General features: G+C 71.0%; 11 protein-coding genes. 8 read left to right on the top strand and 3 right to left on the bottom strand.

Annotation, left to right across the window (positions count from 1 at the left end):
* Positions 1 to 552 precede the first annotated feature (552 nt).
* Positions 553 to 1,776: a DUF7847 domain-containing protein gene (locus ABT122_RS15220; protein WP_351550948.1), complete on the bottom strand. Its 1,224-nt coding sequence runs from the start codon at positions 1,774 to 1,776 to the stop codon at positions 553 to 555.
* Between the two features lie 181 nt (positions 1,777 to 1,957).
* Between ABT122_RS15220 and mtnA the strand changes: the two genes are divergently transcribed.
* From mtnA to ABT122_RS15185, 7 genes are all read left to right on the top strand, one after another.
* A complete protein-coding gene (mtnA, locus tag ABT122_RS15215) occupies positions 1,958 to 3,088 on the top strand; it encodes an S-methyl-5-thioribose-1-phosphate isomerase (RefSeq protein ID WP_351550945.1) in 1,131 nt (376 codons plus the stop codon).
* Positions 3,089 to 3,092: 4 nt separating this feature from the next.
* On the top strand, positions 3,093 to 3,782 hold the full coding sequence (gene mtrA / locus ABT122_RS15210; RefSeq protein WP_187438793.1) for a two-component system response regulator MtrA: 690 nt from the start codon (positions 3,093 to 3,095) through the stop codon (positions 3,780 to 3,782).
* Position 3,783: 1 nt separating this feature from the next.
* Entirely contained in the window at positions 3,784 to 5,781 is a 1,998-nt protein-coding gene (mtrB, locus tag ABT122_RS15205; RefSeq protein ID WP_351550943.1) for an MtrAB system histidine kinase MtrB, read from the top strand.
* Positions 5,771 to 7,615: an LpqB family beta-propeller domain-containing protein gene (locus ABT122_RS15200; protein WP_351550941.1), complete on the top strand. Its 1,845-nt coding sequence runs from the start codon at positions 5,771 to 5,773 to the stop codon at positions 7,613 to 7,615. Before mtrB ends, ABT122_RS15200 begins: the two co-directional genes overlap by 11 nt.
* 102 nt (positions 7,616 to 7,717) lie before the next feature.
* Complete coding sequence (locus ABT122_RS15195; RefSeq protein ID WP_351550938.1) at positions 7,718 to 8,485, top strand: ComF family protein; 768 nt, start codon at positions 7,718 to 7,720, stop codon at positions 8,483 to 8,485.
* A gap of 340 nt (positions 8,486 to 8,825) precedes the next feature.
* Complete coding sequence (hpf, locus tag ABT122_RS15190; RefSeq protein WP_351550935.1) at positions 8,826 to 9,515, top strand: ribosome hibernation-promoting factor, HPF/YfiA family; 690 nt, start codon at positions 8,826 to 8,828, stop codon at positions 9,513 to 9,515.
* A gap of 209 nt (positions 9,516 to 9,724) precedes the next feature.
* On the top strand, positions 9,725 to 10,480 hold the full coding sequence (locus ABT122_RS15185) for a response regulator (RefSeq protein WP_351550933.1): 756 nt from the start codon (positions 9,725 to 9,727) through the stop codon (positions 10,478 to 10,480).
* A 142-nt stretch (positions 10,481 to 10,622) separates the two neighbouring features.
* Here ABT122_RS15185 and ABT122_RS15180 read toward each other — a convergent pair whose 3' ends face one another.
* Complete coding sequence (locus ABT122_RS15180) at positions 10,623 to 11,786, bottom strand: winged helix-turn-helix domain-containing protein (protein ID WP_351550930.1); 1,164 nt, start codon at positions 11,784 to 11,786, stop codon at positions 10,623 to 10,625.
* A gap of 55 nt (positions 11,787 to 11,841) precedes the next feature.
* A complete protein-coding gene (locus ABT122_RS15175) occupies positions 11,842 to 12,468 on the bottom strand; it encodes a GNAT family N-acetyltransferase (RefSeq protein ID WP_351550927.1) in 627 nt (208 codons plus the stop codon).
* Positions 12,469 to 12,706: 238 nt separating this feature from the next.
* Between ABT122_RS15175 and secA the strand changes: the two genes are divergently transcribed.
* Positions 12,707 to 15,520, top strand: a complete 2,814-nt coding sequence (gene secA / locus ABT122_RS15170) for a preprotein translocase subunit SecA (RefSeq protein WP_351550924.1) — start codon at positions 12,707 to 12,709, stop codon at positions 15,518 to 15,520.
* Positions 15,521 to 15,707 lie beyond the last annotated feature (187 nt).

Genomic DNA, 15,707 nt, shown 5'->3' with positions numbered 1-15,707 from the left:
ACTGCAGGGGGGACCCTGTGGGAGAGTAGGACGCCGCCGAACAATTTTTAGCCTCAGTCCCCTGGATCTTTATGGTCCGGGGGGCTGAGGCATTTCTGCGTTCAGGACCTTTTTCCGGAAGCTGTGCTGATCCGTCTCGGGTGCCGGCTCCAGCGGGGCGCGGGCGTTGGCCATGGCGGCCGGTCCCAGCGGACCGTACGAGCGGGTGGTGAGCCGTACGACGTGGCAGGTCGCCTCTGTGCGTGGAGTGGGCCGGGAGGTGGTGGGCCGTCATCACAGGGCGGTGAGCGGGCCTATGGCGAACCGTCCGGTGAGTCCACCGGGGTGGTGACGAAGGGGGCTGTGCCGGGGATGATTCCCGGCCCACCCCCAGGAGCGGCTGTACGCGCTCTGGAGGAGGCTCGGGGCGCTCTCGGGTACCCGGGGCCGGGGCAGCTTGTGCCGGGCTGTCTCACGGGTGCGGGCTGCGGGGGTGCGCGGCGTGCCGACCAGGGCGTCATCGCCTGTGCTGATCAGCGATCGGGCCGTCGCACCCCCGTGGTGAACCCGGAGTCAGTTCCCGGGCCCGCTGCCGGGGTCGCCGGTGTAGCCGGGGATGCCGGCAGCGCGGGCGAGTTCGAGGTCGAGTGCCTCGCGGCGGATGCGCTGGTCGATGTAGAGGAGGACGCTCACACCCGCGGAGACCGGGTAGGTGAGGGAGGCGGCGATCACCGAGCCGATGGATGTGGTGATCAGGAAGGGCCAGCCGAAGTCGGGCGTACGGCCGGAGAGGAGATCGCCGAAGCCGCTGCCGTCCACGATGAAGCCGATCACCGTGAACGGAACCGCGATGATCATCGAGACGAGCAGGGTGATCACCAGGGTCAGCAGGAAGATGCCGAAAACCCGCCACCAGGTGCCCTGGACGAGCTTGGCCGAGCGGCGCAGGGACGCGATGATCCCCTGGCGCTCCAGCATCAGAGCGGGCGAGGCCAGCGAGAACCGGATCATGAGCCAGAGGACGAGCGGAATGGCCGCCAGTGTTCCCAGGGCGAGCAGTGTCTCCCCGGCCGTGCCGCCCAGGACCAGGCCGGGCAGCATGGCCGCTCCTCCGATCGCCACGACCATCAGCGGGAGCAGCAGGGTGAGGCCGAAGAGCTGGAGCAGCCGGGGGCGGGCCTCGCGCCATGCCCCGGCGAGGGTCACCGGCTGTCCCAGCACGGAGCGGCTGACCACGACGGTGAGCAGCGCCGTGATGAAGAGCGTGGCGATCAGGGTGATGAGCATCGTCGGGATCAGCTCGACGAGGCCGGCCTGCGTCGCGTCCACGGTCTGCCGCATGTACTCCGCGGAGCCGGGGTCGGCGTCGACCGCCACCGGGTCGGGCAGCAGATGGCGTTCGGCCAGCACGCTGGCGATCTGGGCGATCACCGAGACGGTGACCGTGATGCCGAGCACGGTGCGCCAGTGGGCGCGCAGGGTGGACACGGCGCCGTCGAGTATCTCCCCGACGCCGAGCGGGCGCAGCGGGATGACACCGGGTCTGGCGGCGGGCGGCTGACCCCAGTTGCCCTGCGGCGGGCCGCCGCCCCAGCCGTGCGGCGGCGGCGGTGGCTGCGGTGGTCCGTACTGGCCCGGGCCGGAGGGTGCGGACCACTGGCTCGGGGGCGGCTGGTTGCTGGACCACTTCGAGGCGGTGCCGGTCCCGTCGGAGGGCTCGGCGGGACGGGGCACGTCCGCGTTCCGGCCGTCGGAGTGAGCGGACCCGGGCGAGGCCCAGCCCGGAGTGTCGTTCACAGTCGTCCACCTCATGAATCGGTTGTGAGGTCGGTTCGGAGAACCGACATGTGCACAGGGGCCGTCCGTGTGTCAGTTCGGCAGGCTGGCAGCCATCGTGCCACGCGGGGCCGGTCGGCGGGTGGGGCCGGTATCTCCTTCGTGCCTTCAATGTCGGTGGCTCACCAGGCAGACTGGGCCAATGGCTGATCAGTACGCGCACAACACGGCCCGCGACGAGCCGCCCACGATGCCGGTGCTGCGCTGGGAGGAGCCTCCCGACGGGCCGGTCCTGGTGCTTCTCGACCAGACCAGGCTCCCCGCCGAGGAGACCGAACTGGTCTGCACGGACGTTCCCGCGCTGGTGCGGGCGATTCGGACGCTCGCCGTGCGCGGCGCGCCGCTGCTGGGCATCGCGGGCGCCTACGGGGTGGCTCTCGCGGCGGCACGGGGCTATGACGTGGAGGAGGCCGCGGTACAGCTGGCGGGTTCGCGGCCCACCGCGGTGAACCTGGGGTACGGGGTGCGGCTGGCGGCGGAGGCGTACCGGGCCGCGGCGGGGCAGGGGCCCGAGCGGGCCGCCCGGGCGGCGCTCGCGGCGGCGGTGGAGCTGCACCGGCAGGACGCGGTGGCCAGCTCCCGGATGGCCGGCCACGGGCTCGCGCTCCTCGACGAGCTGCTGCCCGGCGGCGGTCACCGCATCCTCACCCACTGCAACACCGGGGCGCTGGTGTCGGGCGGGGAGGGCACGGCGTTCGCGGTGGCGCTGAGCGCCCACCGCGCCGGGCGGCTGCGGAGGCTCTGGGTGGACGAGACCCGTCCGCTGCTCCAGGGCGCGCGGCTGACGGCTTTCGAGGCGGCGCGCAACGGTCTCCCGTACACCCTGCTCACCGACAACGCGGCGGGCTCGCTGTTCGCGGCGGGGAAGGTCGACGCGGTGCTCATCGGCGCGGACCGGATCGCGGCCGACGGTTCCGTCGCGAACAAGGTGGGGAGCTATCCGCTGGCGGTGCTGGCGAAGTACCACCATGTGCCGTTCATCGTGGTCGCGCCCACGACGACGATCGACGGGGACACCCCCGACGGCGCGTCGATCCAGGTCGAGCAGCGGTCGGCCCACGAGGTGACGGAGCTGCCCGCGCCCCAGCGGCCGGCGGCCGGGGGAGGGCTGCCGCTGGCGCCGCTGGGCACCCAGGCGTACAACCCCGCCTTCGATGTCACACCACCGGAACTGATCACGGCGATCGTGACCGAGACGGGCACGTTGTCGCCGGTCACCGGGGACGGAATAGCGGCGCTGTGTGCCAGGTCACGCCAGGTCACGATTAGCTAATGGGATGATGTCGATTATGAAGGGACGAGTCCTTGTCGTCGACGACGACACCGCACTGGCCGAGATGCTCGGGATTGTGCTGCGTGGTGAAGGTTTCGAGCCGTCGTTCGTAGCGGACGGTGACAAGGCACTTGCCGCTTTCCGTGAGGCCAAGCCGGATCTTGTGCTGCTGGACCTGATGCTGCCCGGACGGGACGGCATCGAGGTCTGCCGGCTGATCCGGGCCGAGTCCGGTGTGCCGATCGTGATGCTCACTGCGAAAAGCGACACCGTGGACGTGGTCGTGGGCCTGGAGTCAGGGGCCGACGACTACATTGTCAAACCGTTCAAGCCGAAGGAACTGGTCGCCCGTATCCGGGCGCGATTGAGGAGGTCGGAGGAGCCGGCGCCGGAGCAGCTGGCCATCGGGGATCTGGTCATTGACGTGGCCGGTCACTCGGTGAAGCGGGAGGGGCAGTCCATCGCGCTGACCCCGCTTGAGTTCGATCTGCTGGTGGCCCTCGCACGCAAGCCGTGGCAGGTGTTCACCCGTGAGGTGCTGCTGGAGCAGGTGTGGGGGTATCGCCACGCCGCTGACACCCGGCTGGTGAATGTTCATGTCCAGCGGCTGCGGTCCAAGGTCGAGAAGGACCCGGAGCGGCCGGAGATCGTGGTGACCGTCCGTGGTGTCGGTTACAAGGCCGGGCCGAGCTGACATGTCCCAGGGCAGCACTGCTCCGAAGCCCGGGAATCCGGGAGTCCGTACGGGGCGGGCTGCCGGACCGGGTCATGGGCCGTCGGGAGCCGGCCGTCCGCCGCGGGGCGGGCGGCCGGGCCGCGACGGGGAGTCCGGGCGTCCGCTGGTCCGGCTCGTGATGCGCTGGCTGCGCCGTCCGCTGCTGCCCGCTGTGCGGCTGTGGCGGCGGAACATCCAGCTCAAGGTCGTGGTCACCACACTGCTGATGTCACTGGGTGTGGTGGTGCTCCTCGGTTTCGTCGTCATCGGCCAGGTGCGCAACGGACTCCTCGACGCCAAGTCGCAGGCGGCCCAGAGCCAGGCAGCTGGTGGTTTCGCCGTCGCGCGGGAGCGCGCCAACGAGCCGGCCGATCCCGGTGGGCGCGGCGGCACCGACGACGGCCGGGCCGCGAACAGCTCCTGGCGGTCGGATCTGGTGGAGCAGCTCGCCAGCGGCGGCCAGGGCGCCTTCAACGTGGTGGCGCTGAGCGCCGACTCCGAGGGCGGGGGACCCAACCGCGGGCCGCGGACCTCGGGAAGCGTCAATGTGGCGTCCATACCGGAGGATCTGCGGGCGACCGTGGGGCAGGGGACCGGCACCTTCGAGACGTACACCCAGATCGTGTACAAGAACGGCGAGCACGAGCCGGAGCCCGGGCTGGTCGTCGGCACCCGGCTCAACGACATCGACGGCAACCCCTATGAGCTGTACTACCTCTTCCCGCTGGCGCAGGAGGAGCAGTCCCTCGGTCTCGTCAGGGGGACGCTCGCCACGGCCGGGCTGTTCGTGACGGTGCTGCTGGGGGCCATCGCCTGGCTGGTGGTGCGGCAGACCGTGACACCCGTGCGGATGGCCGCCGGGATCGCCGAGCGGCTCTCCGCCGGCCGCCTCCAGGAGCGGATGAAGGTCACCGGCGAGGACGACATCGCCCGCCTCGGCGAGGCCTTCAACAAGATGGCGCAGAACCTTCAGCTGAAGATCCAGCAGCTGGAGGAGCTGTCGCGGATGCAGCGCCGCTTCGTCTCGGATGTCTCGCACGAGCTGCGGACCCCGCTGACGACGGTCCGGATGGCGGCCGATGTCATCCATGAGGCACGTGTCGACTTCGACCCGGTGACGGCGCGCTCGGCCGAGCTGCTCGGGGACCAGCTCGACCGCTTCGAGTCGCTGCTCTCCGATCTGCTGGAGATCAGCCGCTTCGACGCGGGTGCGGCGGCGCTGGAGGCCGAGCCGATAGATCTGCGGGAGGTTGTGCGCAGGGTGATCGGCGGTGCCGAACCGCTCGCCGAGCGCAAGGGCAGCCGGGTACGGGTGATCGGCGACGAGCAGCCCGTGGTGGCGGAGGCCGACGCCCGCCGGGTCGAGCGCGTGCTGCGGAACCTGGTGGTCAACGCCGTCGAGCACGGCGAGGGCAGGGACGTGGTGGTGCGCATGGCGGTCGCCGGCGGGGCCGTCGCGGTCGCCGTGCGGGACTACGGCGTGGGCCTGAAGCCGGGTGAGGCGACCCGTGTGTTCAACCGTTTCTGGCGGGCCGACCCGGCCCGGGCGCGGACCACCGGGGGCACCGGTCTCGGCCTCTCCATCGCGGTCGAGGACGCCCGGCTGCACGGCGGCTGGCTCCAGGCGTGGGGTGAGCCCGGCGGGGGTTCCCAGTTCCGGCTGACGCTGCCGCGCACCGCGGACGAGCCGCTGCGGGGCTCGCCGATACCCCTGGAGCCGGAGGACTCCCGGCAGAACCGGGAGCGGGCGGCCGATCCCCCGGCCGGGCAGCAGGGCTCCGGGCACTTGCTGGCGACCGTACCCGTTCAGTCGGTGGCGGCCCGTTCGGCGCTGCCGGTGGCCGCACCTCCTCCGGGGGTCGATCCCACCGCGCTGCCCGGCAGCGGCGCCCGGGTGGTGGCCCGCCCGGCGGAGCGGCACGACGGCTCCGTGACACACACTTCGCCGGACCGGGAGGACCCGAATCGTGGGCGCTGACCATCGCCGCAAGGGCCGCCGGGGGGCGCTGCGCCTCGGCGCGCTGCTCGGCGGCAGCGGAGTGCTGCTGGCCGGGTGCGCCTCGATGCCCAGCAGCGGTGACATCCGTGCCGTCAAGGCGTCCCCCCGCGCCGATTCCCAGGTGCGGGTGGAGGCGGTGCCGCCGCGCAAGGGGGCGCTGCCCAGCGAGGTCGTCACCGGCTTCCTGGAGGCGATCACCAGCGACGACGCCAACTTCGCCACCGCCCGCGCCTATCTGACCCCCGAGATGTCGAAGAAGTGGCGTCCGGAGGCCGGGACGACGGTGCTGGCCGCCGCCCCCGATCAGGGGGAGCCCCGGCCCGGCGGCCGGGACAACCCGGGTGTGGACTATCCGCTGCACGGCCGGCAGATCGCCACGGTGGACGCGCAGCACGCCTATCAGGCGATCACGCCCGCCGACTACCACAAGACGATCCATCTGAGCCGGCACAGCGGGCCCGACGGCAAGCAGTGGCGGATCGACAGCCTGCCGCCGGGGCTGGTGCTGGGCGCCTCCGACTTCCAGCGGAACTACCGGCCGGTCAACAAGTTCTACTTCGCCGCCGGGCGGCCCACTGTGGTCGCCGATCCCATCTTCATCAGACAGCGGATGGACCCCGTCACCCGGATGGACCCCGTCACCCAGTCGGTCAAGGCGCTGCTGGACGGGCCGACGAACTGGCTGGGGCCGGTGGTGGAATCGTCCGTCCCGGCCGGTACGGCGCTGAAGAAGGGCGTCAAGTCCCTCACGTTCGACGACCGGAACACGCTCAAGGTGCCGCTGAACGAGAAGGCGGCGGGCATGGGCCGTACCCAGTGCAACCGGCTGGCCACCCAGATCCTCTTCACGCTCAAGGACCTGTCCTCCACCCGGGTCGACCAGGTGGAGCTCCAGCGCGCCAACGGCACATCGCTCTGCGTCCTGCCCAGTGGCCAGGAGGAGGGGTACGCCCCCGACCAGTCCTCGGCCCGGGCCCGCAACCAGTACTTCGTGGACGAGCGGGACCAGCTGGCCGTGCTGCCGGACGACGCCGAGGACAAGCCGGTGCCCGTGGTGGGGCCGCTGGGCAGCGGGGCGCACCGGATGAGCCAGGTGGCGGTCGCCCGCGACGAGAGCACCGCCGCCGCCGTCTCCAAGGACCACAAGCAGCTGCACGTCGCGTCGATCACCTCCGACGGCGCCGGGGCGGCCCTGGTGGCGCAGAGCAAGGGTGCCCTGCCGCACCAGCGGCTCTCGGCGCCCAGCTGGGACGGGCGCGGCGATCTGTGGATCGCCGACCGGGACCCCGCGCGCCCGGCCCTGCTGCGCTTCGAGGACGGCGGGGGCGAGCCCGAGGAGGTCGGGATCGTCCAGGGCCTCGACGGTGCCCGGGTCGAGTCGCTGCGGCTGTCGGCCGACGCCACCCGGATCGCGCTCCTTCTGACGAAGGACGGGAGGACCACGCTGAAGATCGGCCGGGTGGAGCGCGAGGGGCCGAAGGACGACCAGGTCGTGTCCGTCGCCGAGCTGCGGAACGCGGCGCCTCAGATGGAGACGGTGACGGCGGTGTCCTGGGCGGGTCCCAGCCGTCTCGTGGTGGTCGGCAAGGAGTCCGGCGGCGTGCAGCAGGTGCGGTACATCCAGACCGACGGCTCCAGTTCGCCCGCGTCCGTGGTGCCCGGCCTCAACAGCGTGAGGGCGGTCGCCGCCTCCGACGACGGGAGCCGTCCGCTGGTGGCCCACTCCGGGGGCGACGGCATTGTGCGGCTCCCGGCGGGAGCCAACTGGCAGACGGTCGTCACCAAGGGTTCGGCACCCGTCTACCCGGGCTGATCCGCCCCGGCGCGCCCGGTCCGCCGCCGTCCCGGATTCCGCCGTTCCGGGAGTTTTCCACAGGGGTGGCGGGGGTCCGGGAGCCTTGGCACAGTGGTGGTCATGCGGGGGTGGTGGCAGGAGATCTCCGGCCTGGTGCTGCCGGCCGCGTGCGGTGGGTGCGGTGCCCCGCGCACACCGCTGTGCGACGAGTGCGCGCGGGAGCTGTACGGCTCCGCCGCGCGCCGTGCGAGGCCCGACCCCGAGCCCCCGGGCCTCCCGGAGGTGTACGCGACGGCTCTTTACGGGGACGCGGTACGGGCGGTGCTCATCGCCCACAAGGAGCGGGGGGCGCTGGGTCTCGCCCGGCCCCTGGGGAGAGCGCTCGCGGTCGCGGTGCGGGCCGCCGCGGCGCCGTGTGCCGTCTCGGTGGCGCGGCGCTCCGCCGGGGTCCGTGCCACGGGGGCGCCATGGGCGGGGGAGGCGCCCCTGCTGCTGGTGCCCGTGCCCTCGTCCCGGCGGGCGGTGCGTGCCCGGGGGCACGACGCGGGGCGGCGGGTCGCGCTCGCGGCGGCCCGGGAGCTGCGGCGCACCGGGACACGGGCCTCGGCGCTCCCCGTGCTGCGGCAGCGGCGGGAGATCGCCGACCAGTCGGGCCTGACCGCCCGCGAGAGGGTGGAGAACCTCTCCGGGGCCCTGGAGGCCGTCGCCGGTGCCGGGCGGCTGCTGGAGGGCGGCAGGGCGGTGCTGGTGGACGATCTGATGACGACGGGCGCCTCGCTGGCCGAGGCGGCACGGGCGCTGCGGGACGTGTCCCTCCCCGGGCGCACCCCGGCTACCGCCGCCGTCGTCGCCACGGCACCCCAGATCGCAGAAATAAACCGGAACTGACGGGGCAGGCGCAACGTTGCAGGTAGTAAGAGCCGAAAATGCTCTGAACGGAGGTTGTTGCTGGTAGCGGGTGCCGACATCAGTCCAATCGAGCTATGTTCGGTTGTGAGGGTCCGCGAAAGGGATGCCGTACCTCAGCGAATGCACTGCTGTGCTTCCGGCCAGGGATTCGGGGCAACGGAAAACCCCGAGAGCTGGTGGGGTGGGGATCTTGTCGACTGGGGAGGAGGAGGTGAAAGTCGCCTAGTCCGAGACTCCGGAACATTCACCGGGGTCTGGTGCAAGAGGGAGACGCTCCGCAGCCACCGGCGGGCGGAGCAATCCGGGAACGGAGTTCTGCGTGGACATCGTCGTCAAGGGCCGCAAGACCGAGGTGCCCGAGCGGTTCCGCAAGCACGTGGCCGAGAAGCTGAAGCTGGACAAGATCCAGAAGCTTGACGCCAAGGTGATCAGCCTGGACGTTGAAGTGTCCAAGGAGCTCAACCCGCGGCAGGCCGACCGTTCCGACCGGGTGGAGATCACACTCCACTCCCGGGGTCCGGTGATCCGGGCCGAGGCCGCGGCCGGCGACCCGTACGCAGCGCTCGACCTCGCCACCGGAAAGCTGGAGGCGAGGCTGCGCAAGCAGCACGACAAGCGCTTCACACGCCGCGGCAACGGACGGCTGTCGGCCGCCGAGGTGCCCGATGTGGTCCCCGGTATCGCCGAGTTGGACGCCCAGGGCAAGCCCGCTTCGGAGGACAAGCCCGAAACCATTCCCACCACCAGGATCGGCCCGCTCGAAGTCCAGGGCGAGGGACCACTGGTGGTCCGCGAGAAGGTCCACACGGCCGCCGCGATGACGCTCGACCAGGCGCTCTACGAAATGGAGCTGGTCGGGCACGACTTCTATCTCTTCGTCGACTCCGAGACGAAGCAGCCCAGTGTCGTCTACCGGCGACACGCCTACGACTACGGCGTCATCCACCTGGAGACCGACCCGCTGGCCGGGTCGGAGGCAGGCGGCGCCGGAGGTGCCCTGGGCGGCTGACCCCGCCGCCCCGGCACCCGGGGAAGCAGGACCGGTGGTGCCCCCGGAGCGCCCTGTGCGCCCTCGGGGGCACCACCGTGCGACCCGCGGGATCACCGCTGCGCCGTCCAGGCATGAAAGCATGGACTCTCAGGCCAACCCGTGCCCCGTGCGCAGGTGTTGGCGAACCTGACATGTCCTTCAGGCCACTGCCTTCAGGGGGAGGAACGATGGCGCACAGCTTCGGGCCGGTGCACGACGACACGGCCGACGCCGGGGGCCCGGTCGCCGGCGTCGGCGCGGCCACCACGGGTGGCAGCCGCGCCGAGCCCATCCGGGTGCTGGTCGTGGACGACCACGCCCTCTTCCGGCGGGGACTGGAGATCGTTCTCGCCCAGGAGGAGGACATCCAGGTCGTCGGCGAGGCGGGGGACGGGGCGGAGGCGGTCGACAAGGCCGCGGACCTCCTCCCGGACATCGTGCTGATGGATGTGCGCATGCCCCGGCGCGGCGGTATCGAGGCATGCACGTCGATCAAGGAGGTGGCCCCCAGTGCGAAGATCATCATGCTGACGATCAGCGACGAGGAGGCCGATCTCTACGACGCGATCAAGGCGGGTGCCACCGGGTACCTCCTCAAGGAGATCTCCACCGACGAGGTCGCCACGGCGATCCGGGCGGTCGCCGACGGCCAGTCGCAGATCAGCCCCTCCATGGCGTCCAAGCTGCTCACCGAATTCAAATCGATGATCCAGCGCACCGACGAGCGCCGTCTCGTGCCCGCGCCCCGGCTCACCGACCGGGAGCTGGAGGTGCTGAAACTGGTCGCCACGGGAATGAACAACCGGGATATCGCCAAGGAGCTGTTCATCTCCGAGAACACGGTGAAGAACCACGTCCGCAACATCCTGGAGAAGCTCCAGCTCCACTCCAGAATGGAGGCCGTGGTCTACGCGATGCGGGAGAAGATCCTGGAAATCCGCTGACCCGGCCGTGCTTCCGGGGCGGCGAGGCCCGGCCCGGCCGCCGCTGGTCCGCCCGCGGCCCCGTCCGTCCCTCCGCCCCGTCCGTCCCCCTCGCCCGGTCCCTCCGCCCGCCCGGGCGCCGCCCGAGCGGGGCCGGCGGCGCTCAGCCCAGAGCCGAGACCAGACCGGCGGCCAGCTCGGGCTGGTCCACGCGCTCCACCCGGACCGTGTCGCAGCCCACCCACCCGGCCGCCTCCCGCAGCGCCTGCGCCATGGGCTCCACGGCCTTCGGCGTGTCCAGCGACACATGGCGGGCCACCAGCGTCGTGCCCTCGCGCGCCGGATCGACCCGGCCCAGCAGCCGGCCGCCCGAGAGCAGGGGCATCGCGAAGTATCCGTACACCCGCTTCGGCTTGGGGACATAGGCCTCCAGCCGGTGGGTGAACCCGAAGATCCGCTCGGTCCTGGCCCGCTCCCAGATCAGCGAGTCGAAGGGGGAGAGCAGCGTCGTGCGGTGACGCCCGCGCGGCATGGTCGACAGCGCCCACGGGTCCGCCCAGGCGGGCTTGGACCAGCCCTCGACCCTCACCGGCACCAGACCGGAGTCGGCGACCACCGCGTCGAACTCCTCGCCCCTGAGCCGGTGGTAGTCGGCGATGTCCGACCGGGTGCCCACCCCCAGGGCCTGCCCGGCCAGCCGGACCAGCCGGCGCAGGCACTCGGCGTCGTCCGGTTCGTCGCCGAGCAGACCGGCGGGGATCGCCCGCTCCGCCAGGTCGTACACCCTCTTCCAGCCGCGCCGCTCCGTGCACACCACCTCGCCGTACATCAGCGCCCGCTCGACGGCGACCTTGGAGGCCGACCAGTCCCACCACTCGCCGCCGTTCTTCGCGCCGCCCAGCTCCGTCGCGGTGAGCGGGCCCTCCGTGCGGAGCTGCCGGATCACCGTGTCGTACACGCCGTCCGGGAGGTCGTGGTGCCACTGCGGGCGGGCGCGGTAGGCGCGCCGGCGGAACGCGAAGTGCGGCCACTCCTCGACGGGCAGGACGCAGGCCGCGTGGGACCAGTACTCGAAGCTGTGGCCCTCGGTCCAGTACGCGTCCTCGACGGTCCGGCGGCCGACGGCGCCCAGCCGGGCGTAGGGGATCAGCTCGTGGGAGCGGGCCAGGACGGAGATCGTGTCCAGCTGGACGGCGCCCAGGTGCCGCAGCACTCCGCGGACCCCGGCCCGCCGGTCGGGCGTGCCCAGGAGCCCCTGGGAGCGCAGCGCTATCCGGCGGGCCTCGTCGGCGGAGAGTTCGGCAACGGGAGGAGGCAGCGTCGTCATGGTCCGCACGATAGACGGCGGCACCGACAGCCCGTGCCCGCCCCCCGGGTCCTCCTCACTCACCCTCCGCCCCGGCCCGCGGGCCCGGGCGGCTCTGGGTGCCGGGCCGCGGGTGGGCGGGGAGATAGGCGTAACGGCTGGTCAGGCCCAGATCCGAGGGGAGGAGCGAGCCCACCCAGATGTCACGGAGCGTGTCCTTGTTCAGCAGGCCGGCCCGCAGCTCGCCCTCGACGGTGAAGCCCGCCCTCTCGGCGACCGCGCGCGAAGCCGTGTTGCCGACCTCGGCCCGCCACTCCAGCCGGGTGGCGCCGAGCCGGGTGAAGAGCAGATGCGCCACCGCGCGCACACTCTCCGTCATGACGCCGCGCCCCCGGTGCTCCTTCGCCGTCCAGAATCCGATCTCCCAGGTGCCCGAGTACGTGCGCAGGGTCACTCCGACCGAGCCCATCAGCGGGCCGCCCGCCCGGGGCAGCACGGCGAAGGTGCACATGGTCCCGGCCTCCCAGCCCTCCGGGACCAGCTTCCGGGTGAACTCCTCCGCGTGCCGGAGTCCGTACGGCGAGGGGACCGTCGTCCAGCGCTGGATGTCGGGGTCCTGACACGCCTGATGGACCGCTTCCGTGTCACTGTCGGTGAAGGTGCGCAGCAGCAGGCGCTCGGTGGTGAGGGTGATCGGCTCCATGACCGGATTCTCCGGTCACCGGGGGAGCGGTGCGAGCACTTTTCCTCTCCGTCCGCGGCACCTTCCACGGCTCCCGCGCGTTCTCAGAGCGGGTGACAGCGGGCCTGCCGGACCGCGCACCTCCCGACCCAGCGGGGTCCTCGCTTACGATGGCCGTTGCGGTGGGGCCCGCCTGCCGTGCCCGCGCCGGCGTTCACCACGACCCAGCCAGGCCCGATCGGCAAGGAGACCAGCCTCAGTGTCCGTCTTCAACAAGCTCATGCGTGCAGGCGAAGGCAAGATCCTGCGCAAACTGCACCGCATCGCGGACCAGGTCAACTCCATCGAAGAGGATTTCGTGAGCCTCTCCGACGCCGAGTTGCGGGCGCTCACGGAGGAGTACAAGGAGCGCTTCGCCAATGGCGAGACCCTTGACGATCTGCTTCCCGAGGCGTTCGCCACCGTCCGCGAGGCGTCCAAGCGCGTCCTCGGCCAGCGTCCCTACGACGTTCAGCTGATGGGCGGCGCCGCGCTGCACCTCGGCTATGTCGCCGAGATGAAGACCGGTGAGGGCAAGACCCTCGTCGGCACCCTTCCGACGTATCTCAACGCGCTCTCCGGCAAGGGCGTGCATCTGATCACGGTCAACGACTACCTCGCCGAGCGCGACTCCGAGGTGATGGGCCGGATTCACAATTTCCTCGGCCTGACCGTGGGCTGCATCCTCGCGAACATGACCCCGGCCCAGCGCCGTGAGCAGTACGCGTGCGACATCACCTACGGCACGAACAACGAGTTCGGCTTCGACTATCTGCGCGACAACATGGCGTGGTCCCAGGACGAGCTGGTCCAGCGCGGCCACAACTTCGCCGTGGTCGACGAGGTCGACTCGATCCTCGTCGACGAGGCCCGTACGCCGCTGATCATCTCCGGCCCCGCCGACCAGGCCACCAAGTGGTACGGGGACTTCGCCAAGCTGGTGAAGCGCCTGACCAAGGGCGAGCCCGGCAACCAGCTCAAGGGCATCGAGGAGACCGGCGACTACGAGGTCGACGAGAAGAAGCGGACCGCCGCCATCCATGAGGCCGGTGTCGCCAAGGTCGAGGACTGGCTCGGCATCGACAACCTCTACGAGTCGGTGAACACCCCGCTCGTCGGCTACCTCAACAACGCCATCAAGGCGAAGGAACTCTTCAAGAAGGACAAGGACTACGTCGTCATCGACGGCGAAGTCATGATCGTCGACGAGCACACCGGCCGTATCCTCGCCGGCCGCCGCTACAACGAGGGCATGCACCAGGCGATCGAGGCGAAGGAAGGGGTGGACATCAAGGACGAGAACCAGACCCTCGCCACGATCACCCTCCAGAACTTCTTCCTTCTCTACGGCAAGCTGTCCGGAATGACCGGTACGGCGATGACCGAGGCGGCCGAGTTCCACCAGATCTACAAGCTCGGTGTCGTCCCCATCCCGACCAACCGGCCCATGGTCCGCAAGGACCAGTCGGACCTGATCTACCGCACCGAGGTCGCCAAGTTCGCGGCCGTCGTGGACGACATCGCCGAGAAGCACGAGAAGGGCCAGCCGATCCTGGTCGGCACCACCTCGGTCGAGAAGTCCGAGTACCTCTCGCAGCAGCTCAACAAGCGCGGTGTCCAGCACGAGGTGCTCAACGCCAAGCAGCACGACCGTGAGGCGACCATCGTCGCCCAGGCCGGCCGCAAGGGCGCCGTCACGGTCGCGACCAACATGGCCGGCCGCGGCACCGACATCAAGCTCGGCGGCAACCCGGACGACCTCGCCGAGGCGGAGCTGCGCCAGCGGGGCCTGGACCCGATCGAGCACGTCAAGGAGTGGGCCGCGGCCCTGCCCGACGCGCTGGAGCGGGCCGAGCAGGCCGTGAAGGCCGAGTTCGAGGAGGTCAAGGACCTCGGCGGGCTCTATGTGCTGGGCACCGAGCGCCATGAGTCCCGGCGTATCGACAACCAGCTGCGCGGCCGTTCCGGCCGTCAGGGCGACCCGGGCGAGTCCCGGTTCTACCTCTCGCTCGGTGACGATCTGATGCGCCTGTTCAAGGCCCAGATGGTCGAGCGCGTGATGGCCATGGCGAATGTTCCCGACGATGTCCCGATCGAGAACAAGATGGTGACCCGCGCCATCGCCTCCGCCCAGTCGCAGGTCGAGCAGCAGAACTTCGAGACCCGCAAGAACGTCCTGAAGTACGACGACGTCCTCAACCGGCAGCGCAAGGTCATCTACGCCGAGCGCCGCCGTGTCCTGGAGGGCGAGGACCTCCAGGAGCAGATCGCCCACTTCATGGACGACACCATCGACGCCTACATCCAGGCGGAGACCGTCGAGGGCTTCGCGGAGGAGTGGGACCTCGACCGGCTGTGGAGCGCCTTCAAGCAGCTCTACCCGGTGAAGACCGGCATCGAGGACCTGGAGGACGCGGCCGGTGACCGCGCCGGGATCACCGGCGAGTTCATCGCCGAGTCGATCAAGGACGACATCCACGCGCAGTACGCGGAGCGCGAGAAGCAGCTCGGCTCGGACATCATGCGCGAGCTGGAGCGCCGTGTGGTGCTCTCGGTCCTGGACCGCAAGTGGCGCGAGCACCTCTACGAGATGGACTACCTCCAGGAGGGCATCGGTCTGCGCGCCATGGCGCAGAAGGACCCGCTCGTGGAGTACCAGCGCGAGGGCTTCGACATGTTCACCGCGATGATGGACGGCATCAAGGAGGAGTCCGTCGGCTATCTGTTCAACCTGGAGGTCCAGGTCGAGCAGCAGGTCGAGGAGGTCCCGGTCGAGGACGCCGCCGACCGTCCCTCGCTGGAGAAGAAGGACACGGTTCCCGCCGCGCGGCCCGAGATCCGCGCCAAGGGCCTGGAGGCCCCGCAGCGTCCGGACCGGCTGCACTTCTCCGCGCCCACGGTGGACGGCGAGGGCGGTGTGATCGAGGGCGACTTCGACACCGACGGACAGCCCGCCCGCTCCGAGTCGGACGGGATGACGCGCGCCGAGCGGCGCAAGGCCCAGAAGAGCTCGGGCCGCCGCCGCAAGAAGTAGCACCGCCCGCCCCGTTCGCGGGGCGGGGGATCACCGGTATCGGGCCGGACGCCACAGCGGCGTCCGGCCCGATGTCCGTTCCCGGTGTGTCCGGGGTGGCTTCTGTGGCCCTGTGGGGCCCGGGGCCACCCGGGGGGCGGAGAAAGGACCGGTGCGGGTTCCGCGGGCCCCTGGGGGCCTCCGGCGG

Origin of the sequence: Streptomyces sp. NPDC001985 (assembly GCF_040296845.1) — a bacterium.
In the GTDB taxonomy this organism is placed as follows: domain Bacteria; phylum Actinomycetota; class Actinomycetes; order Streptomycetales; family Streptomycetaceae; genus Streptomyces.
The sequence above is the reverse complement of the archived record's forward strand: the minus strand, read 5'-3'. Positions and strand labels throughout refer to the sequence as shown.